Origin of the sequence: Agromyces agglutinans, assembly GCF_009647605.1 — a bacterium.
Lineage (GTDB): Bacteria > Actinomycetota > Actinomycetes > Actinomycetales > Microbacteriaceae > Agromyces > Agromyces agglutinans.
Genome location: NZ_WJIF01000003.1, coordinates 29216 through 53496 on the forward strand (window position 1 = coordinate 29216; position 24281 = coordinate 53496).

General features: G+C 71.6%; 22 protein-coding genes and 1 tRNA gene. 8 read left to right on the plus strand and 15 right to left on the minus strand.

The features are described from left to right. Positions 1-40 precede the first annotated feature (40 nt). Together GE115_RS06340 and GE115_RS06345 are read left to right on the plus strand one after the other, a co-directional pair. Entirely contained in the window at positions 41-1231 is a 1191-nt protein-coding gene (locus GE115_RS06340) for an aminotransferase class I/II-fold pyridoxal phosphate-dependent enzyme (RefSeq protein WP_153683980.1), read from the plus strand. 59 nt (positions 1232-1290) lie between these two features. After that, complete coding sequence (locus GE115_RS06345; protein WP_153683981.1) at positions 1291-2817, plus strand: flavin monoamine oxidase family protein; 1527 nt, start codon at positions 1291-1293, stop codon at positions 2815-2817. On the opposite strand, the gene GE115_RS06350 is transcribed toward GE115_RS06345, so the two are convergent. From GE115_RS06350 to GE115_RS06365, 4 genes are all read right to left on the minus strand, one after another. Next, entirely contained in the window at positions 2702-3436 is a 735-nt protein-coding gene (locus GE115_RS06350; protein WP_153683982.1) for a Pr6Pr family membrane protein, read from the minus strand. The genes GE115_RS06345 and GE115_RS06350 overlap by 116 nt on opposite strands. Positions 3437-3527: 91 nt before the next feature. Next, positions 3528-4394 carry an amino acid ABC transporter ATP-binding protein gene (locus tag GE115_RS06355; RefSeq protein WP_153683983.1) on the minus strand — a complete coding sequence of 289 codons (867 nt, stop codon included), beginning with the start codon at positions 4392-4394 and terminating at the stop codon, positions 3528-3530. Continuing rightward, positions 4381-5046, minus strand: coding sequence for an amino acid ABC transporter permease (locus tag GE115_RS06360; RefSeq protein ID WP_312854954.1), 666 nt, complete (start codon positions 5044-5046; stop codon positions 4381-4383). Before GE115_RS06360 ends, GE115_RS06355 begins: the two co-directional genes overlap by 14 nt. Positions 5047-5085: 39 nt before the next feature. After that, on the minus strand, positions 5086-5907 hold the full coding sequence (locus GE115_RS06365) for an amino acid ABC transporter substrate-binding protein (RefSeq protein WP_153683984.1): 822 nt from the start codon (positions 5905-5907) through the stop codon (positions 5086-5088). 292 nt (positions 5908-6199) lie between these two features. Here GE115_RS06365 and GE115_RS06370 point away from each other — a divergent pair, with 292 nt between their 5' ends. Further along, the gene (locus GE115_RS06370; RefSeq protein WP_153683985.1) at positions 6200-6526 is read left to right on the plus strand and encodes a hypothetical protein; all 327 of its coding nucleotides are present in this window, start codon (positions 6200-6202) and stop codon (positions 6524-6526) included. A 70-nt stretch (positions 6527-6596) separates the two neighbouring features. On the opposite strand, the gene GE115_RS06375 is transcribed toward GE115_RS06370, so the two are convergent. After that, positions 6597-7808, minus strand: coding sequence for an acyl-CoA dehydrogenase family protein (locus tag GE115_RS06375; protein WP_153683986.1), 1212 nt, complete (start codon positions 7806-7808; stop codon positions 6597-6599). Then, positions 7805-8944 (minus strand): CaiB/BaiF CoA transferase family protein, encoded by a 1140-nt coding sequence (locus GE115_RS06380; protein ID WP_153683987.1) that lies wholly within the window; start codon positions 8942-8944, stop codon positions 7805-7807. Before GE115_RS06380 ends, GE115_RS06375 begins: the two co-directional genes overlap by 4 nt. Before the next feature lie 199 nt (positions 8945-9143). On the opposite strand from GE115_RS06380, the gene GE115_RS06385 reads away from it, so the two are divergent. Continuing rightward, positions 9144-10508 carry an NAD-dependent succinate-semialdehyde dehydrogenase gene (locus GE115_RS06385; RefSeq protein WP_153683988.1) on the plus strand — a complete coding sequence of 455 codons (1365 nt, stop codon included), beginning with the start codon at positions 9144-9146 and terminating at the stop codon, positions 10506-10508. Between the two features lie 76 nt (positions 10509-10584). Here GE115_RS06385 and GE115_RS06390 read toward each other — a convergent pair whose 3' ends face one another. Further along, positions 10585-10815 (minus strand): hypothetical protein, encoded by a 231-nt coding sequence (locus tag GE115_RS06390; protein WP_153683989.1) that lies wholly within the window; start codon positions 10813-10815, stop codon positions 10585-10587. Between the two features lie 62 nt (positions 10816-10877). On the opposite strand from GE115_RS06390, the gene GE115_RS06395 reads away from it, so the two are divergent. After that, positions 10878-11162: an acylphosphatase gene (locus tag GE115_RS06395; protein ID WP_153683990.1), complete on the plus strand. Its 285-nt coding sequence runs from the start codon at positions 10878-10880 to the stop codon at positions 11160-11162. A gap of 215 nt (positions 11163-11377) precedes the next feature. On the opposite strand, the gene rplA is transcribed toward GE115_RS06395, so the two are convergent. The 5 genes from rplA to GE115_RS06420 form a co-directional block, all read right to left on the minus strand. Next, complete coding sequence (gene rplA / locus GE115_RS06400) at positions 11378-12067, minus strand: 50S ribosomal protein L1 (protein WP_153683991.1); 690 nt, start codon at positions 12065-12067, stop codon at positions 11378-11380. A gap of 125 nt (positions 12068-12192) precedes the next feature. Further along, positions 12193-12621 carry a 50S ribosomal protein L11 gene (rplK, locus tag GE115_RS06405; protein WP_127792295.1) on the minus strand — a complete coding sequence of 143 codons (429 nt, stop codon included), beginning with the start codon at positions 12619-12621 and terminating at the stop codon, positions 12193-12195. 190 nt (positions 12622-12811) lie between these two features. After that, the gene (gene nusG / locus GE115_RS06410) at positions 12812-13741 is read right to left on the minus strand and encodes a transcription termination/antitermination protein NusG (RefSeq protein WP_312854955.1); all 930 of its coding nucleotides are present in this window, start codon (positions 13739-13741) and stop codon (positions 12812-12814) included. 70 nt (positions 13742-13811) lie between these two features. Then, on the minus strand, positions 13812-14087 hold the full coding sequence (secE, locus tag GE115_RS06415) for a preprotein translocase subunit SecE (protein WP_312854956.1): 276 nt from the start codon (positions 14085-14087) through the stop codon (positions 13812-13814). Between the two features lie 40 nt (positions 14088-14127). Further along, positions 14128-14200 (minus strand) — tRNA-Trp (locus GE115_RS06420). 205 nt (positions 14201-14405) lie between these two features. Here GE115_RS06420 and dgt point away from each other — a divergent pair. The 3 genes from dgt (at position 14406) to GE115_RS06435 (ending at position 19666) form a co-directional block, all read left to right on the plus strand. Further along, positions 14406-15923 (plus strand): dGTP triphosphohydrolase, encoded by a 1518-nt coding sequence (gene dgt / locus GE115_RS06425; RefSeq protein WP_153683992.1) that lies wholly within the window; start codon positions 14406-14408, stop codon positions 15921-15923. A 112-nt stretch (positions 15924-16035) separates the two neighbouring features. Continuing rightward, positions 16036-18309 carry an esterase-like activity of phytase family protein gene (locus tag GE115_RS06430; RefSeq protein WP_153683993.1) on the plus strand — a complete coding sequence of 758 codons (2274 nt, stop codon included), beginning with the start codon at positions 16036-16038 and terminating at the stop codon, positions 18307-18309. Between the two features lie 130 nt (positions 18310-18439). Next, entirely contained in the window at positions 18440-19666 is a 1227-nt protein-coding gene (locus GE115_RS06435; protein WP_312854957.1) for a pyridoxal phosphate-dependent aminotransferase, read from the plus strand. A gap of 124 nt (positions 19667-19790) precedes the next feature. Here GE115_RS06435 and GE115_RS06440 read toward each other — a convergent pair whose 3' ends face one another. The 3 genes from GE115_RS06440 to GE115_RS06450 all read right to left on the minus strand — a co-directional run bounded on the left by GE115_RS06440 (position 19791) and on the right by GE115_RS06450 (position 24232). Continuing rightward, on the minus strand, positions 19791-19964 hold the full coding sequence (locus GE115_RS06440; protein WP_153683994.1) for a CsbD family protein: 174 nt from the start codon (positions 19962-19964) through the stop codon (positions 19791-19793). Positions 19965-20085: 121 nt separating this feature from the next. Next, the gene (locus GE115_RS06445) at positions 20086-23202 is read right to left on the minus strand and encodes a hypothetical protein (RefSeq protein ID WP_153683995.1); all 3117 of its coding nucleotides are present in this window, start codon (positions 23200-23202) and stop codon (positions 20086-20088) included. A gap of 130 nt (positions 23203-23332) precedes the next feature. Next, entirely contained in the window at positions 23333-24232 is a 900-nt protein-coding gene (locus GE115_RS06450) for a LysR family transcriptional regulator ArgP (protein ID WP_153683996.1), read from the minus strand. Between the last annotated feature and the right edge of the window lie 49 nt (positions 24233-24281).

Here is a 24281-nt window from a genome sequence, read left to right on the forward strand (position 1 = left end):
CGGCCGGATGCCTCGGCGCCCGCCCCTCGGGGGAGGCGCCATGGACGGCAGGCCCACATCGCATCGAGTCGACACGGTCGCGCGTGCGACGCCGTTCCAGCGGCTCTACGAGTTCTACCGACTCTCGGGCTACGAACGCCGGCGGCACGAGCCGGGCGTGCTCGACTTCACCTTCGGCGATCCGCACGAGCCGCCGTCGGAGGCCTACGTCGAGGCGCTCCGTGAGGCCACCGTGCCGCAGCACGAGCTCTGGTTCGCGTACAACTTCGGCGACGCGAAGGCCATCGACGCGGCGACCGAGTCGCTCCGAAGGCACGTCGGCATGCCCTTCGAGCCGGCCGACGTGCACCTGACGACCGGCGGCTTCGCCGCGATCTCGACCGCGCTGAAGATCGTCGGCGACCCGGGCGACGAGGTGCTCTACAGCCTGCCGCCCTGGTTCCTCTACGAGGGGCTGATCCTCGAGGCCGGCCTCGTGCCCGTGAAGGTCTCGATCGATCGCGACACGTTCGACCTCGACCTCGACGCGATCGCCGCGGCGATCACGCCGCGCACGAGGATCGTCATCGTCAACAGCCCCAACAACCCGACGGGCCGCATCTATCCGCCCGAGACGCTCGAACGCCTCGCCGCCGTGCTCGAGGACGCCTCGCAGCGCAACGGCCGCCGCATCCACCTCGTCTCCGATGAGGCGTACAACCGCATCGTCTACGACGGTGCGCACTTCCGCAGCCCCACGGAGTTCTATCCGTGGAGCTTCCTCGCGTACAGCTACGGCAAGACGCTCCTCTCCCCCGGCGAGCGCATCGGCTACCTCGCCGTGCCGCCCACGATGCCCGACCGCGAGGAGCTGCGGGCGGCGATCGAGGCGATCCAGATCACGGGCGGATGGCTCTTCCCCAACGCCTCCATGCAGTACGCGCTGCCGAAGCTCGAGACCCTGGCCTTCGACATCCCCCTCTACCAGCGCAAGCGCGACGTGATGGTCGCCGCGCTGCGCGAGATCGGCTACCGCGTCAGCGTGCCGGAGGGCACGTTCTACCTCTTCCCCGAGGCGCCCGGCGGCGACGACGCCGCCTTCGCGCAGGCGCTCGACCGCGAGGGCGTGCTCGTGCTCCCGGGCACGATGTTCGAGACGCCCGGCTTCTTCCGCATCTGCCTGACCGCGACCATGGCCACGATCGAGGAGAGCCTGCCGCGCTTCGCGGCCGCGTTCGACCGCGTCGGCTGACAGCCCGCACCGGGTACCGCTTCCGAAGCACGCGCACCCACCCGGGTTAGCCTGAACGCATGGACTCCCAGGGCGCCGGCGGCCTTCCGGGCGGCGTGCCGCGTCGCGGCTTCCTCGCCGCGGCCGTCGCGGGCGTCGCGACGGTGGTGCTCGCGAGCTGCACGGGGCCCGAGCCCACACCGAGCCCGACCGCGTCGCGCACGCCGAGCGCGACCCCGACGCCCACGCCCGAGCCGACGCTGCCGCCGGGTGTGCCGGCCCCCACCGCGATGCGGCGGTCCAAATGGGGCACCGACCCGTTCGCCCGTGGCGCGTTCAGCTTCGACGCCATCGGCACGACGCCCGAGCTGAGGCAGCAGCTCGCGAGACCGATCGGCGATCGGGTGTGGTTCGCCGGCGAGGCCTGCTCGGCCGAGGCGCCCGGCACCCTGCGCGGCGCGCTCGCGACGGGCCTCGCGGCCGCGCAGGACGTCGCACGCACCGCCGAGGACGGCGAGCGCATCGCGGTGATCGGCGCGGGCCTCGCCGGACTCGCCGCAGCGAACCAGCTCGTCGACCGCGGGTTCGAGGTCGTGGTGATCGAGGCGCGCGACCGCGTCGGGGGGCGCATCCACTCGGTCGCCGACGAGGCGCTCACGGGTGATGCCGACGGCACGGTCGAGCTCGGCGCACTGCTGGTCGGCGAGGATGCCCCCGCCGTCGCCGACCTCCTCGCCGAGGCCTCCGTCGACACCCGACCGGTCGCGCCGCCGGCCGATGCGCGCACCGCCGACGGCACCTGGGCGCCGATCCAGCCGGTCGGCTTCGAGGCGATCGCGGCCGCCCGGGCCTGGGCCGAGGCCTGGCCCTACGACGTCGGTCTCGACGCCGCGCTCGCCGGCAGCGGCGCCGGCGCCCTGTCGACCGAACCTGACACCGAGGGCGTGCCCGGCCCGTCGCCGGCCGACTGGCTCGCCTACACGCTCGCGAGCGATGTCGAGCCGTCGACCGGCGCGTCGCCGCGGCTCATGTCGGCGCGCCAGGCCCAGCCGACCTCGGCCTGGCAGCCGGCGAGCCTCGTCCGAGGGCGCCTGGCCGACGTGATCGACGAGCTCGCGGCATCCGTCGACGTCGCCGTCTCGAACGTCGTCACGCGCATCGCATACGACGACCGGCGCGTGAGCCTGCGCATGGACTCGGGGGAGTCGCTGCGCGTCGACCGGGTCATCGTGACGGCGCCGCTGGGCGTCCTCCAGACCGACACGATCCGCTTCTCGCCGCGGCTGCCGCGCGCGCACCAGCACGCCATCTCGGTGCTCGGCATGGGTCGCCTCGATCTCGTCTGGCTGCGGTTCGACGACGCGTTCTGGCGGTCGGATGCCGCTCCCGGCGATCCTCGACGCGACGTGCTCACCGTCGTCGGCGAGACGACGACGGTCGGCGCCTGGATCGACGCAGGAGGCTCCGGCGACCAGGCGCTGCTGGTCGGGATCATCGCGGCCGAGCAGGCTCGGCGACTCGAGGAACTCGACGACGGCGCGTTCCTCGACGAGGTGCTCGCGAGCCTCGCGCCGTTCGCCGCCGCCGCGCCCACAGACGCCGGTTGATCGCGACGAGCCCGGCGGTGATCGCGACGAAGATCACCAGGCACAGCAGGCAGTAGAGCAGCACCCCGGTCCAGCCCCCGACCTGCGTCTCGTCGAGGAAGAAGTACGGGAACCAGCCGATGTCCTGCCCGCGCGCGAGCGTGTAGCCCAGCCAGATCGTCGGGTAGACGAGCACCCACCCGACCGTCGACCACGGCACGCGCGGGTTCACGGCCATGATGCTGTCGGTCGTCCACGCAACGAGCGCGAGCGCCGGCACCACGAAGTGCAGCAGCGTGTCCGACCACGGCACCTCGATGCGGTAGTCGCGCGTCGACGCCTGGCTCACGATGAGCCCGAACACCACGCCCGACACGAGCACGTAGACGGTGACCATCGTGCGCAGGATGCCGAGCCATGCCGGATCCCGGGGAGCCGACAGCGCGAACACAGCGGCGATCAGCAGCGTGATCACCGCGAGGAACGCCGACTGGATCGTGAAGTAACTGAAGAAGTTCGCGGTCGCGAAGAAGCGGAAACCGAGCACGTACTGGAAGTTGCCGATGATCGCCACGATCTCGAGCAGCGCGACCGCGAGGCGGAATCCTCCCAGGAACCGGCGCGCGGACCGCGGGGACATGCCTCCACGGTACGCGGCAGGCGGCGCCGCGCGAGCCGGGCGCGCGCGAGCGCGACCCCCGACCGTGCTCCTCGAACGGATGGGAGTCGCGCTACTCGAACGGATGGAGGAGGCGATCGAGGAACCGCCGGGTGCGCTCCTCGCGCGGCGCCGTGAACAGCGTCGCGGGCGCCCCGCGTTCGACGATGACGCCTCCGTCGAGGAACACGACCTCGTCGGCGACCTGGCGCGCGAAGGCGAGCTCATGGGTGACGATCACCATCGTCCAGCCTTCGTCGGCGAGCTCCTTGATGACGCGCAGCACCTCGCCGACGAGTTCGGGGTCGAGCGCGCTCGTCGGCTCGTCGAAGAGCAGCAGGTCGGGCTCGAGCGCGAGCGCCCGCACGATGCCCACGCGCTGCTGCTGGCCTCCCGACAGCTCGAACGGGTACGCGTCGCGCTTCTCGGCGAGTCCGACCCGGGCGAGCAAAGCCTCGGCATGCGCGGTCGCATCGGCACGCGGCATCCGCCGCACCTGCACCGGACCCTCGATCACGTTCTGCAGCACCGTCATGTGCGGGAACAGGTTGTGGTGCTGGAACACCATCGCCGAGCGGTCCCGCAGCGCATAGCGCGCTGCCTTCGGCAGCGGGCGCTGGGCGGCGAAGTCGATGCGCGGCCCGCCGACGATCTCGAGTTCGCCGGCGTCGGGCGTCTCGAGGCCGTTCAGCGACCGCAGCACCGTGGTCTTGCCCGAGCCGCTCGGGCCGATGAGCGCCACGACCTCGCCGCGGCGCACCTCGAGGTCGACCCCGCGCAGCACCTCGTTGCCGCCGAACGTCTTGCGGATGCCACGGGCGCGCACGAGCACCGAGTCGTCGGGCGCGGACTGCGGCGCGAGCGCGTCGCCGGATGCGCCGAGCGCGTCGCCGGATGCCTCGGGCACGGCGTCGCCGGATGCTTCGTCAGGCTGCGACATATCGGTCGAGCCTCCTCTCGATGCGGTTCTGCCCGGCCGACAGCGCGAGGCAGAACACCCAGTAGACGAGCGCCGCCTCGAGGTAGAGCAGCATGAACTCCTGGCTGAAGGCGGCGATCTGCTCGGACACGCGGAACAGCTCGGTCACGAGGATGAGCGATGCGAGCGACGTGTCTTTCACGAGCGAGATGAACGTGTTCGACAGCGGCGGCACCGACACGCGCGCGGCCTGCGGCAGGATGATGCGCCGGAGCGTCCGCCCGCTCGACATACCGATCGTGTACCCGGCCTCCCACTGGCCCTTCGGCACCGAGAGGATGGCCGCTCGAATGACCTCGGCGGCGTACCCGCCGACGTTCAGCGAGAACGCGATGATCGCGCTCGGCCACGGGTCGAGCACGACGCCGACCGCGGGCATGCCGTAGAAGATCACGAAGAGCTGCACGAGCAGAGGCGTGCCGCGGATCACCGAGATGTAGAACCGGGCGATGCCCGAGAGCACCCGATTCTTCGAGATCCGCGCCAGCGCGACGCCGAGCGCGATCACCAGGCCGATCACGAACGAGGCCAGGGCGAGCGGGATGGTCCCGCTCAGCCCGCCCCACACGATCGGCCAGAGCGAATCGAGGAACAGCTGCAAGCCGTCGTTCACGCGAGGCCTCCCTCCGCAGGCTTCCGCCGCGGAGTCACCCTACTCGGAGACGTCGGCGCCGAAGTACTTGTCACCGAGTCCGGCGAGCACGCCCTCGGCGCGCAACTCCTCGAGCGCGGCATCGATCGCGTCGACGAGCGCCTGCTTGTCCTTCGCCGCGGCGAACGCACTCAGCGACGGGTCATCCGTCTCGACGGCGACCTCGATCGGCGCGTCGGGCGTCGACTTCAGGTAGTCGAGGAAGGTGAGCTCGTCGTTGATCGTGGCGTCGACGCGACCCTGCTCGAGCAGCGCGACGGCCTGCGCCCAGCCCTCGACGGCCTCGACGTTCGCGCCCGCCTCCTGGGCGAGCTCGTACCAGTTGCTCGTCAGCGACTGCGCGGTGGTCTTGCCGGCGAGGTCGTCGAAGCTCGAGATCGACGAGTCGCCCTCATTGACGACGATGACGCCGGGCGAGACGGTGTACGGCTCGCTCAGCAGGTACTTCTCCTCGCGCTCGGGGTTGATCGACACCTGGTTCGCGATGACGTCGAAGCGGCCCGCGTCGAGGCCCGCGAAGATCGCGTCCCACTGCGTCTCCTGGAACTCGATGTCGAGGCCGAGCTTCTCGGCGACCGCCTCGGCGATCTCGACGTCGTAGCCGACCAGGTCGCCCGAGCCCTCGTCGTGGTAGCTGAACGGACGGTACGTGCCCTCGGTCGCCACCGTCAGCGTGCCGGCCGAGACGAGCCCGTACTCGTCACCCGATGCGGATGCCCCGGCCCCGTCGGAACCCGTCGAGCCCGACGAGCAGGCGGCGAGGGCGATGGCGGTCAGGGCTGCGGCGGCGAGACCGATGGCGGTACGGCGGGCACGGATCATGGAACGGCTCCTTCGTGGGGATTCTGGGATGCCCGATGGGCATCGATGCGCGCCCGGGGACCGTTTCAGTCCAGCACGGGCGCACCCGGGATCCCAACCCGATGACGCCGTGTGGCATTCCCCGATCGTTCCCCCGATTCGCCGCCTGCGCCGTATTCCTCGCGCGGAATACCGGTTCGCGGGCCGGTTCCGCAACCCCTCGCTCCGGATCTCGCGCACTCACTAGCGTGACGGAGGTCGCGGGATCCCTCCCGCGTCGCGGTGCCCCCCTCACCACACGGAAGGCAGTGTCATGATCACCCTGTCCTGGCTCCTCCTCATCGGCCTCATCGGCGGCGTGCTCGCCCTCGTCGACGGCATCTGGCGACTCCGCGCCCGCGGCGGCTCGACGATCGTCGGCGTCATCGAGGTGATCGTCGCCGCGCTGTTCATCCTGTCGTTCTTCGTCCCGATCCCGTGGGGCGGGCTCGTGCTCGCCGTCGCGACGCTGATCGCGCTCGTCGTCGCCCTCTTCGCCGGCGGTCGCACCGGTCGCGGCCTCACGATCGCGGCGCTCGTCGTCATCGGCATCTGGATCATCCTCGTCAACCACTGGATCGTGATCCCCGGCATCAACTGACACCGCCGGTCGAGTGGCGAAGCGTATCGAGACCCCGCACGGGCCTCGATGCGCTTCGCGTCGCCCGCCCTCAGAACGCGCTGAGCCCGGTGAGCTCCCGGCCGATCACGAGCTGGTGGATCTCGTCGGTGCCCTCGTACGTGCGCACCGACTCCAGGTTCGCGGCGTGCCGCATCACCGGCCACGCATTGGTGATGCCGTCGCCGGCGAGGATGCTCCGGGACTGGTGCGCGATCTCGAGCGCCTCGCGCACGCTGTTCAGCTTGCCCACCGAGATCTGGGCGGCGGTGAGCGCGCCGCGCTCCTTCAGCCGGCCGAGGTGCAGGGCCAGCAGCACGCCCTTCTCGACCTCGAGGAACATGTCGGCGAGCTTGGCCTGCGTGAGCTGGTTGGCGCCGATCGGTCGGCCGAACACCTCGCGCGCGACCGATCGCTCGAGGGCCGCCTCGAGGCACGACCGCGCGGCGCCCATCGCGCCCCACACGATGCCGTAGCGCGCCTCGTTGAGGCATCCGAACGGGCCTGACAAGCCGGATGCCCCGGGCAGCAGCGCGTCGTCGCCCACTCGGACGCCCGCGAGTTCGATGTCGCACTGCACCGACGCGCGCATCGAGAGCTTGCCGTCGATCGGGGTCGCGGTGAACCCCGGCGTCGAGGTGGGTACGAGGAACCCGCGCACGGCGCGGGCGCCCGCGCCATACGCGTTCGAGCCGTCGGGGCCGCTCGCGTCCTCGACCCGGGCCCAGACGACCGCGACGTCGGCGAGCGACGCGAGGCCGATCCAGCGCTTCGCGCCGTCGAGCACCCAGCCGTCGCCGTCGCGGCGGGCGACCGTCGTCATCGCGGCGGGATCGCTCCCGCCCTGCGGTTCGGTCAGGGCGAAGCATCCGATCAGGTCGCCGGCGGCCATGCCGGGAAGCCAGCGCTGCTTCTGCTCCTCGGAGCCGTACGTGTGGATCGCGCTCATCGCGAGCGATCCCTGCACCGACACGAAGGTGCGCCAGCCCGAGTCGGCCGCCTCGAGCTCGAGGCAGACGAGCCCGTAGGCGACCGCGCCGGCTCCGGCGCAACCGTAGCCGCTCAGGTGCATGCCGAGGAATCCGGCGGCGCCGAGTTCGGGCACCAGCTCACGGCGGAAGTGCGCCGCCTCGAAGTCCGCCTCGATCACGGGCAGGATGCGCTCCTGCGCGAACGCGCGCGCCAGCTGCTGCCAGTCGCGCTCGTCGTCGGTGAGCAGGGCGTCGAGGTCGAAGACGGCGTCGATGCGGGGTGCTGCGGTCATCGGGGTTCCTTCCTGGCTTCGCGCCAGTCGGCGCCGTGGTGTTCGTCGAGCGCGGGCGGCGGGGTTCGGTGCTCGGCCGGGGTCGCGGAGAGTCCGATGGGGTCGGCGATCGAGCGGCGCCCGCCGAGGTCGACGACGGGGTCCAGGCCGAGCGACTCGGCGAACGCGATCGCCTCGGCCACGTCGTTCACGAGCCCGGCGGGCACGCCGGCGTCGGCGAACGCCTCGACCCAGTCGGCGGCCGCGCCGACAGCGAGCGCCGCCTCGAGCGCCTCCGTCAGGGCGTCGCGATTCGCGACGCGCGCCTCGTTGCCGGCGAACCGCGGGTCGTCGCCGAGGTCGGGCCGGCCGATCAACCGCGCGAGGGAGCGGAACTGCCGGTCATTGCCGACGGCGAGCACGAGATCGCGATCGGCGGCGCGGAACACCGCGTACGGCGCGATCGACGGATGCCGGTTGCCGAGCCGTCGCGGCGAGGCACCGGTCGCGAGCGTCGAGCCCGCCTGGTTCGTGAGGGCCGCGAGCAGCCCGTGCAGGAGGTTCACCTCGACGTGCTGGCCGCGACCGCTCCGGTCGCGCTCGCGCAGCGCGAGCAGGATGCCGGCGACCGCGTTCTGCCCGGTGATCACGTCGACGAGGGCGACCCCCGCCTTCACCGGCCCGCCCGACGGGTCGCCCGTGATCGACATGAGCCCGCCGACGGCCTGCACGAGCAGGTCGTAGCCGGCGAGCCCGGCGCCCCCGGCGGTGCCGAATCCGGTGATCGAGCAGTACACGACCCGGGGGTTGACCGCGGCGACGTCGTCGTAGGCGAGGCCGAACCGCTCCATCACGCCCGGTCGGAAGTTCTCGACGACGACGTCGGCCGTCCGGACGAGGCGGCGCGCCTCGGCGAGGCCCGACTCGGTCGCGAGGTCGAGCGCGACCGAGCGCTTGTTGCGGTTCACGCTCGCGAAGTACGTCGCGTCGCCCGCGGCGTCGACGGGCGGCCGCCAGGCCCGGGTGTCGTCGCCTCCGGGCGGCTCGACCTTGATGACGTCGGCGCCGAAGTCGGCGAGGGTCATGGTCGCGTAGGGGCCGGCGAGCACGCGCGAGAAGTCGGCCACGCGCACGCCGTCGAGCACGCTGCGCCCCATGCACCCTCCTCGGCTCGATCGCGGCCCACGATACCGACGGCTCCAGCCGACGCCGGTGTACATCCCGTCGAATCCGGCGCGTCCTCGCGACATCCCGTCCGTTCTCGCGCGCGCCGTCGCGACGTAGGCTGGGGGCCAGGTGTGCACCGTCGTCACCGCCGGTCGACGAGTTCCCGTGCACCGTCCGAGAAGGAGCGCAATGAGCTACGCCGTGGTCAATCCGGCTACCGGAGAGACGATCAAGACCTTCCCCACGATCACCGAAGCCGAACTCGGTGCGGCGATCGCGGCGGCCGACGAGGCGCACCGCACGTGGTCCAAGTCGACGACGGTCGCCGAGCGCGCCGCCCTCGTCCGCCGCGTCGGCGAACTCCACGTCGAGCGTCGCCAGGAGCTCGCCGAGATCATCGTGCGCGAGATGGGCAAGCCCATCGAGCAGGCGCTCGGCGAGGCCGACTTCGCCGGGGCGATCTACGAGTACTACGCCGATCACGCCGAGGACTTCCTGAAGGACGAGCCGATCACGCTGCTCGACGGCGAGGGTTCGGCGGTCATCCGCCGCTCGGCGCTGGGCGTGCTCCTCGGCATCATGCCGTGGAACTTCCCGTACTACCAGGTCGCCCGCTTCGCCGGCCCGAACCTGATCATCGGCAACACGATCATCCTCAAGCACGCCGAGCAGTGCCCCGAGTCGGCCGCGGCGATCGAGCGGATCTTCCTCGACGCGGGCTTCCCCGAGGGCGCCTACGTCAACGTGTACGCGTCGCACGAGCAGATCGAGACCGTGATCGCCGACCCGCGCGTGCAGGGCGTCTCGCTCACGGGATCGGAGCGTGCGGGCTCAGCGGTCGCCGCGATCGCGGGCAAGCACCTGAAGAAGGTCGTGCTCGAGCTCGGCGGCTCCGACCCCTTCATCCTGCTGTCGACCGACGACCTCGACGCCACCGTGCAGAACGCCGTCGATGCACGCCTCGACAACAACGGCCAGTCCTGCAACGCGGCCAAGCGGTTCATCGTCGCCGACGAGCTCTACGACCCGTTCCTCGAGAAGTTCACGGCGAAGCTCGCCGAGGTCGAGACGGGCGACCCGACCGCCGCCGAGACCGCGCTCGGGCCGCTGTCGTCGCTGAAGGCCGCCGAGGGTCTCGACGAGCAGGTCAAGCGCGCCGTCGAGCACGGGGCGAAGCTCGTGCACGGCGGCGGTCGCGACGGCGCCTTCTTCCAGACGACCGTGCTGACGGAGGTCACGTCCGACAATCCCGCCTCGAAGGAGGAGTTCTTCGGGCCGGTCGCGCAGGTGTACCGCGCGAAGGACGAAGCCGACGCGGTGCGCATCGCGAACGACATCCCCTTCGGCCTCGGCTCGTACGTCTACACGACCGATCGCGAGCAGGCGCTGCGCGTCGCCGACGGCATCGAGGCCGGCATGGTCTTCGTCAACGTCGTGCTCGCCGACGGCGCCGAGCTGCCCTTCGGCGGCGTCAAGCGCTCGGGCTCGGGCCGCGAGCTCGGCCGCTTCGGCGCCGACGAGTTCGTCAACAAGAAGCTGATCCGCATCGGCTGACGCACGCAGAACCCGCGACCGAGCGGATGCCCCGGCGGGGGGCATCCGCTCGTTGCATCTCACCCGCCCGACCGCGTCAGGGCGACCACTCGAGGCCGTGCCCGGCCGCTGCTCTCGGATCCGACCGGACCTCGTCGCGGGTCTGCCGCCGGTGATCGGCGACGAGCAGCCACGCGATCACCGCCCCGAGCGCCGTGCAGTACGCCGCGAGGCCCCAGGCGCCAAGAGACGACAACCAGAGGTCGACGGCGAGGACCGCGACCGTCACCCCGATGACGGCGCCGACCACCTTCGCTCGTTCGCTCATGTCACGGATGCTACGCCGACCCGCCCATGGCGGGCATCCCACCCGCGGGATATCCTCGCGGCATGCGGCGGGTTCGGGTGGTGGTGCACGGTGAGGTGCAGGGCGTCGGCTACCGCTATGCCACGCGGCGCCAAGCGCGGCGGCGCGACCTGTCGGGCTGGGTGCGCAACCTTCCCGACGGCTCGGTCGAGGCCGAGATCGAGGGCGACGACGAGATGGTCGAGTCGATGCTCGGATGGCTCGCGGCGGGGCCGCCCGAGGCCGAGGTCGTGACCGTGACGGCGCACGAGCTCGAGGCGACCCGCGAACCCGGCTCCGAGGCATCCGACTTCCGCATCACGCACTGACCCCCCGCCCGCGCGCCGCCGCGCCGTCGCCACGCCGCCACGCCGCCGTGCGACTTCCTCGCCCCGGTGCGACGAGGATCCCGCACGGATGCGAGCAACTCGCACCAGCGGCATCCGCACCGGAGGCATCCGCACAGAGGCATCCGCACCGGAGGCATCCGGGTTGACGACGAAGGGCCCGCCAACCGGCGGGCCCTTCGTGACGAGTGCGGGACTCAGAGTGCGTTGACGTCCAGCGGGATGCCGGGGCCGAACGTGGTCGACACGGCGCCCTTCTGCACGTAGCGGCCCTTCGAGCTCGACGGCTTGAGGCGCAGGACCTCGTCGAGCGCGGCGCGCAGGTTCTCGTTGAGCTGGTCGAGGGAGAACGAGGCCTTGCCGACGACGAAGTGCACGTTGGCGTGCTTGTCGACGCGGAACTCGATCTTGCCGCCCTTGATCTCCTCGACGGCCTTGGCCGGGTTCGGGGTCACGGTGCCGGTCTTCGGGTTCGGCATGAGGCCGCGCGGGCCCAGCACCTTGCCGAGACGGCCGACCTGGCCCATGAGCTCGGGGGTGGCGACCGCCGCGTCGAACGCGGTGTAGCCGCCGGCGACCTTCTCGATGAGCTCGGCGCCGCCGACCTCGTCAGCGCCCGCCGCGATCGCAGCCTCGGCCGCAGGGCCGGTCGCGAACACGATGACGCGGGCGGTCTTGCCCGTGCCGTGCGGGAGGATGACGGTGCCGCGCACCATCTGGTCGGCCTTGCGGGGGTCGACGCCGAGCTTCAGCGCGACCTCGACGGTCGAGTCGAACTTCGCCGAGCCGGTCTCCTTGGCGATGGCGACCGCCTCGGTGGGTGCGTAGTACTTGCCGGCCTCGATCTTCTCGGCCGCGGCCCGGTAGGCCTTGGACTTCTGTGCCATGTTGGTTCTCCTAGCGAGAGTGTGGTCATCGCGCCTGGCGGGCGCTGCCACGAATGAGAGTTCTGTGCTTTCCGGCGGTCGAGTCGGCGCGCAGCGCGGTATCGAGACCTCCGGACGGACCGGCCTTATTCGACCGTGATGCCCATCGAGCGAGCGGTGCCCGCGATGATCTTCGACGCGGCGTCGAGGTCGTTCGCGTTGAGGTCGGCCATCTTCTGCTCGGCGATCGCGCGGACCTGGTCGGGCGAGATCTTGCCGACCTTGGTGGTGTGCGGGACGCCCGAGCCCTTGGCGACGCCGGCGGCCTTCTTGATGAGCTCGGCAGCGGGCGGGGTCTTGAGGACGAAGGTGAACGAACGGTCTTCGTAGACGGTGATCTCGACGGGGATCACGTTGCCGCGCTGCGACTCGGTCGCCGCGTTGTAGGCCTTGCAGAACTCCATGATGTTCACGCCGTGCTGACCCAGCGCCGGACCGATGGGCGGTGCGGGGTTGGCGGCGCCGGCGTTGATCTGAAGTTTGATCAGACCAGTGACCTTCTTCTTCGGTGCCATGATTTCTCTCTTTCTGTTCGAACGCCCGGGAACCGGGCACTCTCCCGCACGCCCGGCGGTTCCGGGATGCGGTGGTCTTGGGGAGGTCGCACGCGCGCGGCGGGCAACCGGTCAATGATAGCGGAGGAATCCTCCGAGCGTGCTGGGCGATCGGATGCCTCGGACCGTGGCCCGGGGCATCCGTCGCTCGCTACAGCTTGGTGACCTGGTCGAAGCTGAGCTCGACCGGCGTCTCGCGCTCGAAGAGCGAGACGAGCACGGTGAGCTTGCCGCTCTCGGGCTTGATCTCGTTGATCGTGCCGGGCAGGCCCGCGAACGAGCCGTCCTTGATCGTGATGGTCTCGCCGATCTCGAAGTCGATCTCGGCGGGGATGACGCGGGCGGCGCCGGGAGCGGCGGTCGCCTTCGCGCCCTTCGCGACCGGGGCCTCCTTGGGCTCGACGAGGCTCTTCAGCATGCCGAAGGCCTCCTCGAAGCGCAGCGGCGTCGGGTTGTGGGCGTTGCCGACGAAGCCGGTGACGCCGGGCGTGTGGCGGATGACCGACCAGCTGTCTTCATTGAGCTCCATGCGCACGAGCACGTAGCCCGGGATGCGCACGCGCGTGACCATCTTGCGCTGGCCGTTCTTGATCTCGACGACGTCTTCCATCGGCACTTCGACCTGGTAGATGTAGTCGGCCATCGCCATCGACTCGCGGCGCTGCTCGATGTTCGCCTTCACGCGGCGCTCGAAGCCCGCGTAGGAGTGGATGACGTACCACTTGCCCGGGAGGAAGCGCAGCTCGGCGCGGAACTCCTCGTACGGGTCGTGCTCGTGCTCCGCGTCCTCCTCCTCGACGGCCTCTGCGGCAGCCTCGGCCTCGTCGGCGGAGTCGATCTCGAGGGCGTCGTCGACGACCGCGTCGGCCTCGGGGTCGGCGGCCTCGGCGATCGCGTCGAGCACGGCGTCGAGGTCGACGTCGTTGCCCTCGTCGTCGACGACGTGCACGGCGCGGTGCTCGGCAGCCTCGACGGATGCCTCGTCGTGCTCGAGCGACGAGCCCTCCTGGGCCTCGTCGTCTTCCGACGACTGCTCGGCCGCGGTCGCCCAGTCGACGTCGTCGCGCTCGTACTTCGTCACTTCGTTGATCCTTCTCTCTCGCCGGATCGGAACCCCGATCCGGGCTTCCGCTTCGGCGCCGAGGGCCCGATCAGACGCCCGGCTGTCCGAAGACGTACAGCACCAGCAGGCCGGCCAGTTGGTCGAGCCCCCACACGATCGCCATCATGATGACGACGAACACGAGCACCACGACCGTGAAGCTGAACAGCTCCTTGCGGGTCGGGGTGACGACCTTCTTCAGTTCGGCGAAGACCTGTCGCATGAACAGGGCGATCCGGGAGAACGGGTTGCGCTTCGCCGCGCGCTCGCGCTTGGCGTTGGCGACGACGTCCTCGCTGGGTTCGTCGATGACTTTCCGGGCCACTCGTATTCCCTTTCGTGGGCCGGCATTCACTGCCGGCTCGCAGGGCGGACAGGACTCGAACCTGCAACCTGCGGTTTTGGAGACCGCTGCTCTACCAATTGAGCCACCGCCCTTCAGGAGCGTGTGCTCCTGACGGTCGCTGCCCGGCCTCGCGCTTCCTGCCGGTTGAAGGCATGGAGGAGCTTGGTCGGCGTCGCAACCTGAGCAAGTCTAGGCGACGGATGCCGCGCCGCCAAACCACGCGCGCCCGGCGCCTCCCGGCGCCGTAGATTGGGGCCGGGGCGGGGCATCCGTCACGTCGCCCGCGAGGAGGACCGCATGCGAATCGACCGCGCCGCCCGCCGCACGGCCGAGCCGAGGGGCAGCGTCGACGTCGTCGGCGAGCACTCGCAGTTCCGGCTCGACCTCGAGCGCGTGCGCTTCTCTCCGTACTTCTCGCGGCTGTCGGCCGTCACGCAGGTGATCGCGCAGCCGGGCGCGGGCCCCCTGATCCACAACCGGCTCACGCACTCGATCAAGGTCACGGCGGTCGCGCGGGCGATCGCGGTGGCCTTTCCGGATGCCTCGCCGGCGGCCCGCGCCGTGGCCGCCGAACACGGCTGCGACGCCGTCGTCGTGCAGGCCGCGGCGAGCGCGCACGACCTCGGGCACCCGCCGTTCGGGCACCTCGGCGAACGCGTGCTCGACCGCCTGGCGCGCGAGACGCTGGGGCTCGCCGACGGGTTCGAGGGCAATGCGCAGACGTATCGCATCATCGCGACGCTCGACGTCACCGAGTCCGCCCCGCACGGCCTGAACCTGACCGCGGCGGTGCGGTCGGGAGTCGCGAAGTACCCGTGGACCCGGTTCGTCGACCCGCGCACGCTCGGCGACGGGCGGCTGCCCCGCGGCATGCGCCGACTCTCGGGCGGCGTCGAGGTGGCGAAGTTCTCGGCGTACGACCTCGACGCGGCCGACCTCGCCGAGGCACGACAGGGGCTGCCGGCCCTGGCGCAGTCGCTCGAGTGCTCGATCATGGACCTCGCCGACGACATCGCCTACTCGATCCACGACGTCGACGACTTCTACCGTGCCGGGCTGCTGAGCCAGGGCGCGGTCGCGCGCGAGTTCCGCGGCTGGCTCGAGCGCACCGCCGAGCTGCGCGATCTCGACGACGCCGCGCTCGCGGCGCGCAGCGCGCCGCCCGGCGCGGCGCTCGAGGGGCTGCGTCGCAAGATCGCGCGCAGCGACCCGTGGATCGCCGACGCGGATGCCTTCGCCGAGGCGGTCGACGTGGTCGCCGACGATCTCGTCGACGGCCTGCTGGCCTCGCCGTTCGACGGCTCGATCGCGTCGGAGCGGGCGCTCTCGTCGTTCACGAACCGCTGGATCGACCACCTGCAGAACTCGGTCGTGCCGGCGCCGGCCGATGAGCCGCGCACGGGACTCGTGACCCTCGACCGGCTCGCGTGGCACCAGGTCGAGGTGCTGAAGTTCGTGCACCGGCACTTCATCCTCGACCGTGCCGACATCGCCATGTACCAGCGCGGGCTCAGCCGCGTGCTGACCCGGGCCGTGAAGGGCCTCACGGCGTGGGTGACCGACGACGTCGACCGCTACCGCGTGCCCGAGCGGCTGCGCGAGCTCGTCGAGCTCGCCACGGAGGGCTACGCCAAGGTGCGCGCGGCGCGCCCCGAGGGCGTCCCGGTGCCAGAGGCCGGCGATGTCGCGAGGCTCGGCGTCGGAAGGGGCGTCGTCGACTACATCGCCTCGCTCTCCGACGACCAGGCGCTCGCCGTCTCGGAGGCGATCGACGGCCGGCCCGACCGGCTCTGGGACATCGGCCAGAGCCTGTAGCGGCCCCTCCCCTCCCGTGTACCCCGAACGGGGGCATCCGTTCACCGAGCCGCCCCTTGCCGGAAGCCCGCACGTCACGGTGATTCAGCCCGCGGTCGGTTGGCTCGGGCGCATGACCGGAATCCTGAAACGACGCGCGACACCGCGCACCCTCGCCGTGATCGCCGCCGCCGCCACGGCGGCCGTGCTCCTCGTGCCGAATGCCGCCATGGCCGCGGACGGCGAGGGCGAACGCGGCCGCGGCGGCCACTCGCACGGCCGCGACGCGACCGTGCCCACGCTCGTCGCCCGGGCGACGCTGTCGGCCGACCACCTCGAGGAGGGCCCGGCGTCGGGCGCCCTCGCGAGCCCCGCGAACGGCCGCACGGGCCCGTGGCCGGGCCAGGTGATCCCCGGCTTCTCGGCGATGATCGACAACGGCGACGGCACGTTCTGGGCGCAGCCCGACAACGGGTTCGGCTCGAAGGGCAACTCGGCCGACTTCCTGCTCCGCAACTACCTGGTCCGCCCCGCCTGGCAGACCGCCGACGGCGGCGACGGGTCGATCGGCGTCGAGCGCTTCATCTCGTACAACGACCGCAACCGGGTGCTCGAGTTCCCGATCGTCAACGACGCGACCGAGGATCGCCTGCTGACGGGTGCCGACTTCGATATCGAGTCGGTGGTGCGCGCCGACGACGGCACGTTCTGGGTGGGCGAGGAGTTCGGCCCGTTCCTGCTCCACTTCGACGCGGAGGGCACGCTGCTCGAGCAGCCCTACTCCCTCGACGGGCTGAAGTCCCCGCAGAACCCGTACCTGCAGCCGGGCGAGACGCCGCGGGTGCGCGCGAGCCGGGGCTTCGAGGCGATGGCCTCCAACGGCCGCTACCTCTACCCGATCATCGAGGGCTCCTACGCCGACGAGACCGACCTGCGCCGCCGCGAGGTGCACGAGTTCGACCTCCGCACGACGTCGTACACCGGCCGCACCTGGAGGTACGAGGCCGACCAGGACGCGAACGTGCTCGGCGACGCCTTCATGACCGGCAGAGACTCGATGCTCATCGTCGAGCGCGACGACTTCGAGGGCGACCAGGCCGTCACCAAGCGGGTCTACTCCGTCGACCTCGGCCGCACCGACGACCAGGGCCGCCTCGAGAAGTCGCTCGTGCTCGACGCGCTCCGCATCGACAACCCCGACGGCATCGGGGCGGGCGACGGCTACGGGACGGGCGAGGTCTTCTCGCTGCCCGTGCAGTCGTTCGAGACGGTCGTACTGCTGCGCGACGGGCGCCTCCTGATCGGCAACGACAACAACTACCCGGGCAACGACGCTCGCATCACGGGCACGCCCGACGACACGGAGTTCGACGTCGTCGAACTGGTGAAGACCCGCGTCGAGCGGTCGGATGTCACGGTCATCGGCCACCGCGGTGCGAGCGGCTACCGTCCCGAGCACACGCTCGCCGCCTACGAGCAGGCGATCATCCAGTGCGCCGACTACATCGAGCCCGATGTCGTCTCCACGAAGGACGGCGTGCTCGTCGCGCGGCACGAGAACGAGATCAGCGGCACGACGGATGTCTCGAACCGGCCGGAGTTCGCCGACCGGCGCGCCACGAAGGTCATCGACGGCGTGAGCGTCACCGGCTGGTTCACCGAGGACTTCACGCTCGCCGAGCTGAAGGCGCTCCGGGCGACGGAGCGCCTGCCGCTGACCCGCCCGGCCAACACCGCGTTCGACGGGCTCTACCAGGTGCCCACGCTCGACGAGGTGATGGACCTGGCCCGCCACTCGGTCAGCTGCGACGGCCGCCAGGTCGGCGTGTACCCCGAGACGAAGCATCCGACCTACTTCGACGGCATCGGGCTCTCGCTCGAGGAGCCGCTCGTGGCCGCGCTCCAGCAGAACGGGCTCGACCGGCGCGACGCGCCCGTCATCGTGCAGAGCTTCGAGGTCGGCAACCTGAAGGAACTGAGCCGTCTGACGCGCGTCGACCTCGCCCAGCTGGTCAGCGCGTCGGGCCGGCCCTACGACTTCACCGTCGCGGGCGACTCGCGCACGTACGCCGACCTCGTCACCCCGCGCGGCCTGCGCGAGATCGCCCGCTACGCCGACGGCGTCGGCCTCGAGAAGTCCGTCATGATCCCTCGCACGACGGCCGGCAACCTCGGCGCGCCGACGCCCGTCATCCGCGACGCGCACCGCGCCGGGCTGACCGTGCACGGCTGGACGTTCCGGCTCGAGAACGTGTTCCTGCCGCTCGAGTTCCGTTCGAGCGCCGACCCGAACGCGCCGGGCGACCTCGCCGGCGAGATCGCCGTGTTCCTCGAGGCAGGCATGGACGGCATCTTCAGCGACCACCCGGATGTCGCGGCCACGGTCGAGGCGCCCGTCGAGGGCTGACGGGCCGACCGGACGAGTGAACCGACCGGATGCCGCGGGCGCCTGCCCGCGGCATCCGTCGCGTCAGCGCGCCCGCGCCGACGTCGGATCCGCTCGCGAGGATTCCGCGCCCGCTCGATAGGATCCGAGGGTGACCGAGAAGCCGCGCCTGTCCGCCCGTATCGCCGCCATCGCCGAGTCCGCGACCCTGAAGGTCGACGCCAAGGCGAAGGCCCTGCAGGCCGAGGGCCGGCCCGTCATCTCCTATGCGGCCGGCGAGCCCGACTTCGCGACGCCCGAGCACATCGTCGAGGCGGCCCTCGCGGCCGTGCGCGACCCCAAGAACCACCGCTACACGCCCGCGGCGGGCCTGCCCGACCTGCGCGAGGCGATCGCGGCGAAGACGGCGCGCGACTCGGGGCTCGAGGCATCCGCATCGCAGGTGGTCGTCACGAACGGCGGCAAGCAGGCCGTCTACCAGGCGTTCCAGACCCTGCTCGACGACGGCGACGAGGTGCTCGTGCCGACGCCGTACTGGACCACGTACCCCGAGGCGATCAAGCTCGCCGGCGGTCGGCAGGTCGACGTGTTCGCCGGCGCCGACCAGGGCTACCTCGTCACGGTCGACCAGCTCGAGGCGGCGCGCACCGAGCGCACGAAGGCGCTGCTGTTCGTCTCGCCGTCGAACCCGACGGGCGCCGTGTACTCGCCCGAGCAGGTGCGCGAGATCGGCGAGTGGGCGCTCGAGCACGGCATCTTCGTCGTGGCCGACGAGATCTACCAGAACCTCACCTACGGTCCCATCGACGGCGACGCGGATGCCCCCGCGCCCCGGGCCGTCTCCATCGTCGAGGCCGTGCCGGCGCTCGCCGAGCAGGCGATCCTCGTGAACGGGGTCGCGAAGACGTACGCGATGACCGGCTGGCGGCTCGGCTGGATGGTCGGTCCCGCCGACCTCATGAAGGGCGCCGCCAACCTCCAGTCGCACCTCACGTCGAACGTCTCGAACATCTCGCAGCGCGCCGCGCTCGCGGCCCTCACCGGCCCGCAGGAGCCGGTCGAGCAGATGCGCCGCGCGTTCGACCGCCGCCGGCGCACGATCGTCGCCGAGCTGTCGAAGATCGACGGCTTCACGGTTCCCGTGCCCGAGGGCGCGTTCTACGTCTACCCCGACATGACCGGGCTGCTCGGCCGCGAATGGGGCGGCGTGACGCCGAGCTCGTCGCTCGAGCTCGCCGACCTGATCCTCGACCAGGCCGAGGTCGCGGCCGTGCCGGGCGAGGCGTTCGGGCCCTCGGGCTACCTGCGCTTCAGCTACGCGCTCGGCGACGAGGCGCTGCTCGAGGGCGTGCAGCGGCTGCAGCGACTGTTCGGCTGACCAGCTGACCGGCGGTTCTCCCGGCTGAGCCGGGCTCGGCGCCCCGGGCACACGGAACGGCCGCCGGATCGGGGGAGCGATCCGACGGCCGTCGTGTTCCGTGCGCGGGCTGGCCCGCTGACGGTCAGTGCTTGAAGGCGTCCTTGACGTCCTCGCCGGCGTTCTTCAGGTCGGACTTGGCCTGGTCGACCTTGCCCTCCGCCTCGAGACCTTCGTCGTCGGTGACCTTTCCCCAGGCCTCCTTCGCCTTGCCCTTGATGTCATCGCCCGTCGCATCGGCGCGCTCGTCGGCACCCATCTCGATCTCCTTCCCGGGCGGGGGAAGCCCCGCCTCGCTTCCGGCGGGATCACCGCCTGACACCCAGTGAACGCGAGGCGGCCCGCAGACGACAGGGGCTTGCCGATCGCCGGTCGAGGCGCTAGCGCCCCGCGGATGTCTCGGATGCGGCGGTCCCGTCGGCGGCGCGGCCGGGGCGGGCGGCGCGCCGCCACGGAATGGCGAGCAGCACGCCCGCCACCGCGACGGCCGCACCCATGGCCGCCACCCACCAGGCCGTGTCTGCCGGGATGTCGAGGTACACGGTGATGCCGAGGATGCGCGAGAGTCCCCACGGCAGCAGCGACATCTGGTCATTCCACTCCGTCACCGCGGCTTCGAGGCCGACGAGGCCGATGAGTGCGCCCGCGGCGGCGAGCACGGTGCCGACGGCGGTGACGACGGCGCCGAGCGCCCGGCGCCCGCCGACAGCTCCGGCGAGCGCCCAGGCCACCGCGACCAGCACCCAGCCGAACGCCGCGAACGCGACCGTCACGTAGAGCGAGCGGGCGACCGGGTCGGTCCAGAATCCGAACCAGTAGCCGCCAGGCCCGGAGGGCACGAGCGCGACGAGCAGTAGCGCGACGCGCAGGGTCGCGGCGCCGCCGATCGCGGCGAGCACCGGCCAGGCCGGACGCCGACCGAGCAGCCGGAGCACGAGGAGCACGACGAGCACGAAGACGAGCCACGAGCCGAGCGTCACCGCGAGGTGCGCGGGTGCGAGGAACCAGGTCTGGATGCCGCGGCTCGCCGCCAGCAGCACCGCGGGCACGGCCAGGAGCAGGGCCCGGTCGAGCGCGCCGAGCGCGGCGGTCGCCTCGGCGGCCCGCCACGGTCGGGTCCCGGCGACCCAGAGCGCGCGTGCCGCGCGGGCGCCGGGCCACGCAGCGAGGCGCGCGAAGCGACTCCGGCCGGCGAGGACCCCGTACGCGACCCACGCCACGAGCAGCACCAGCAGGATGCGGGCGGCCCACGCCATCGGCAGGTCCCGCTCGGCGCGCTCGACGCCGATGCGCGCGGCGGTGAGGTTGTAGGCCGGGTGGTACGGGTCGCCGGCGTAGGCCGCCTCGTGGGCGGCGGCGGATGCCTCGAACGCGCGGCGGGCGGCATCCCACTGTTCGTGGGCGACCGGATCGAGCGTGTCGTGCCACTGCGCCTGGCGCAGGAACATCTCGCGATAGTCGCCGAGCATGGCGAACGTCGACGCCTGGTAGTCCAAGGTCGCGAGGAACTCGTCGCGCAGCGAGGCATCCCGCCAGGTCGAGGCATCCGTCGCGGCGATGCGCTCGTGCATGCCCTCGACGGCGGCGAGTGCGCGCTCGCCGCCCGCGATCGCCTCGTCGAGGTCATCGCGGCTCACGTCGTAGATGACGTCGAGCACCGCGCTGTCGCCGGTGAGGATGTCCCACTCGAAGATCCACATCATGGGGGGCGGTTCGAGGCCGATCGCGAACACGCGGCGGTCTGCGAAGGGGCCGATGTAGAGGCCATCGGTGATCGCGGTGCGCGAGTCGGACATCGCCTCGCCGATCGCGCGGACCGTTGCCGGGTCATCCGAGAACCAGCGCCGCGCCCAGTCGGCGGTGATCGCGGCGGGGTCGGTCTCGGGGTCGCGGGCCAGGCGCACGGCGAGCTCGGTGTTGAGCTCGTAGAGCTGCCAGAAGCCGGCCTTCAGTTCGAGCGCGAGTGGGCCCGCACGCCACGGCCCGCCGTCCTGCGTCCAGGTCCAGATGCCCTCAACCCGCGGATTCGCGGCAAGGAAGCGCTGCAGCGCACCCCGGTACTGCTCGCCGAGGTCGTTGGGGAAGGCGCCGAAGTTCTCGAACTCGCGGCGGCTCTGGAACTCGACGATGCGGCGCTGCTCGCCGACCTCGAGCGTGTCGTTGAACGGCAGGTGGCTGTAGAAGTCGCCGAGCGTGTACTTGGTCGAGACGACCAGCTTCTCCGAGTCGATGCCGTCGAGCACCGCGTGGTACGAGTCGACGTTGGTGTGCATGTCGCCGACCGCCCCGACGCCGACGCTCCAGCTGCGGAAGATCACCTCGCGGTCGGCGCGCTCGGCCTGGTCGGTCAGCGCGGTGAGCATCGCCCGGACCGCATCGACCGTGGTCACCCCCAACTCGGAGTAGTAGTCCCAGCCCGGGAGGTCGTAGACGCGGCCCGCCTCGCCGATGCGCACGAGCACCCCGTCGACGTAGGGCATCTGGGCGTACAGCTCGTCGAGGCCGGCGGCGTAGACGCTCCAGAACGCGGGATCCTCGGTCGCGAGCGAGCCGAATCGCTCGGTCAGGTACTCCTCGAGCGGCGTGGTCAGGGTCAGCATATCCGTGCGGAAGTAGACGTCGAGCCCCAGTTCGTGCGCCTGCTCCCACATCGGTCCGAACGCCTCGCGCATCGCGAGTGCCCGGGCGACGTGCTCGTCGTCGGCGTCGTAGACCTCGTGGCCGTCGCCCACGCGGTCGAACGTGAGGTACTCGATGAAGCCCGGGATCGCGATCGCCGTGTACCCCTCGGCGAGGACGTGCCGCAGGTACGCATCGAAGTCGGCGCGCGCGACCTCGAGCGCGGCCTCGTCGATGTACGGCGCCCCGGGAAGGATCACGTCGGCGAACGCCTTCGAATGGTGCGAGTAGTCGTCGCCCGCGGCCCACGCGGTCTCGTCGACGCTCACGCCGACCGCGCCGAGGTCGACCATGCGGAATCCGAGCCGCGAGGTCACGGTCTCGCCCAGTCGCTCGCTCACCGACCGCCGGTCGCGCACGGCCGCGGCGATGTCGTAGACGCCGCGGACGGCGCCGGCCTCCGCGTCGGCGACGATGCGGAGGGATGCGGCGTCGCCCTCCAGTCGGTACGTCTCGTCGGCTGGTGCGTCCTGGCCGGCGGCGTCTGCCCGGTCTGCGGACGTGCCGTCCGCCGCTCCCCCGCCGACGACGACCTGGAGCGATACCGCGCCCGACGTGGCGACCGCATCGCCGACCGCGTCGCGGAGTTCACCCACCGCGAGGTCGAGCCGTGGAGACGCCGGCGCGTCGATCGAGGTGAACTCGGGCGGGGCGACCGCCGGCGATTCGGGCGCGGCGGTCGGGTGCTCGAGCGGAACGTCGGCCGCCTCGCTCCGGATGCCGAGCTCGTCTCCGACGACGAACGCGACGCCCGCGCCCAGCGCGAGCAGGGCCGTGAGCGCGATGCCGACGGTCACCGATCGTCGGGTTCGCGTCATCACGCGGGCGAGCGTAGCAAGAGTGGGTCAGATGTCCCAGTGGCGTTGTCGAACCGTGATCGGACGGGGCCCGCCGAGCTGGGGCCGCCGCGCCGCGGCCCGGCCGCGTCGCTCGGCGCGACCGGCCGGGTCACCCTCGCAGCGCGCTACGCGCCTCGGCGACCACCTCGTCGGCGATCGCCTCGAGCAGCGGTGAGCGCAGGTTCCACTGCTGCCAGTGCAGCGGCACGTCGATGGGCGGGCCGCCGAGCGCGACCAGCTCGCCCGAGGCGAGCTCATCCGTCGACTGGAACCCGGGCAGGAGCCCCCATCCCAGCCCGAGCTTGATCGCGACGGCGAAGTCGTTCGACGCGGGCACGTAGTGGCGCGGCGGCGCCGAGGCATCCGCACCGACGAATCGCAGGTAGCCGGTCTGCAGGTCGTCGCGGCGGTCGAACTCGACGACGGGCGCGCGCGACAGCGCCGCGGGCGTCGCGCCCCCGCCGAACCAGCGCTCGGCGAACGCCGGCGTCGCGACGGCGCGGTAGCGCATGACGCCGAGCGGGCGTGCGACGCAGCCGGCGACGGGCGTCGCCTGCGAGGTCACCGCGGCCATCACGGTGCCCGACTCGAGCAGTTCGGCGGTGAAGTCCTGGTCGTCGCGGTGCAGGTCGAACACGACGGGATGCCGCGCCGAGAGCCGTGCCAGCGCCGGAAGGATCCACGTGCCGAGGGTGTCGGCGTTGACGGCGAGCGGGATCGACGTCGGGCGCCCGCGGTCGCCGCCGGCCGCGTCGAGGCCGAACTCGGCGAGCGCATCGTGCTCGAGCAGGGCGAGCTGGCGCGCGAGGCGCACGATGACCGCGCCGGCCTCGGTGGGCCGCACGGGCTTGGATCGGACGAGCAGCACGCGGCCGAGCTGCTGCTCGAGCCCCTTGACCCGCTGCGACACGGCCGAAGGCGTGACCTGCAGGCGACGGGATGCCGCGTCGAAGGTGCCCTCGTCGACGACGACGGCGAGGGTGCGCGCGAGTTCGAGCGGTATCTCCATCTGAAGTCATGCTAATGGTGGTGCAGAATCCTGAACTGGATTGCAGCGA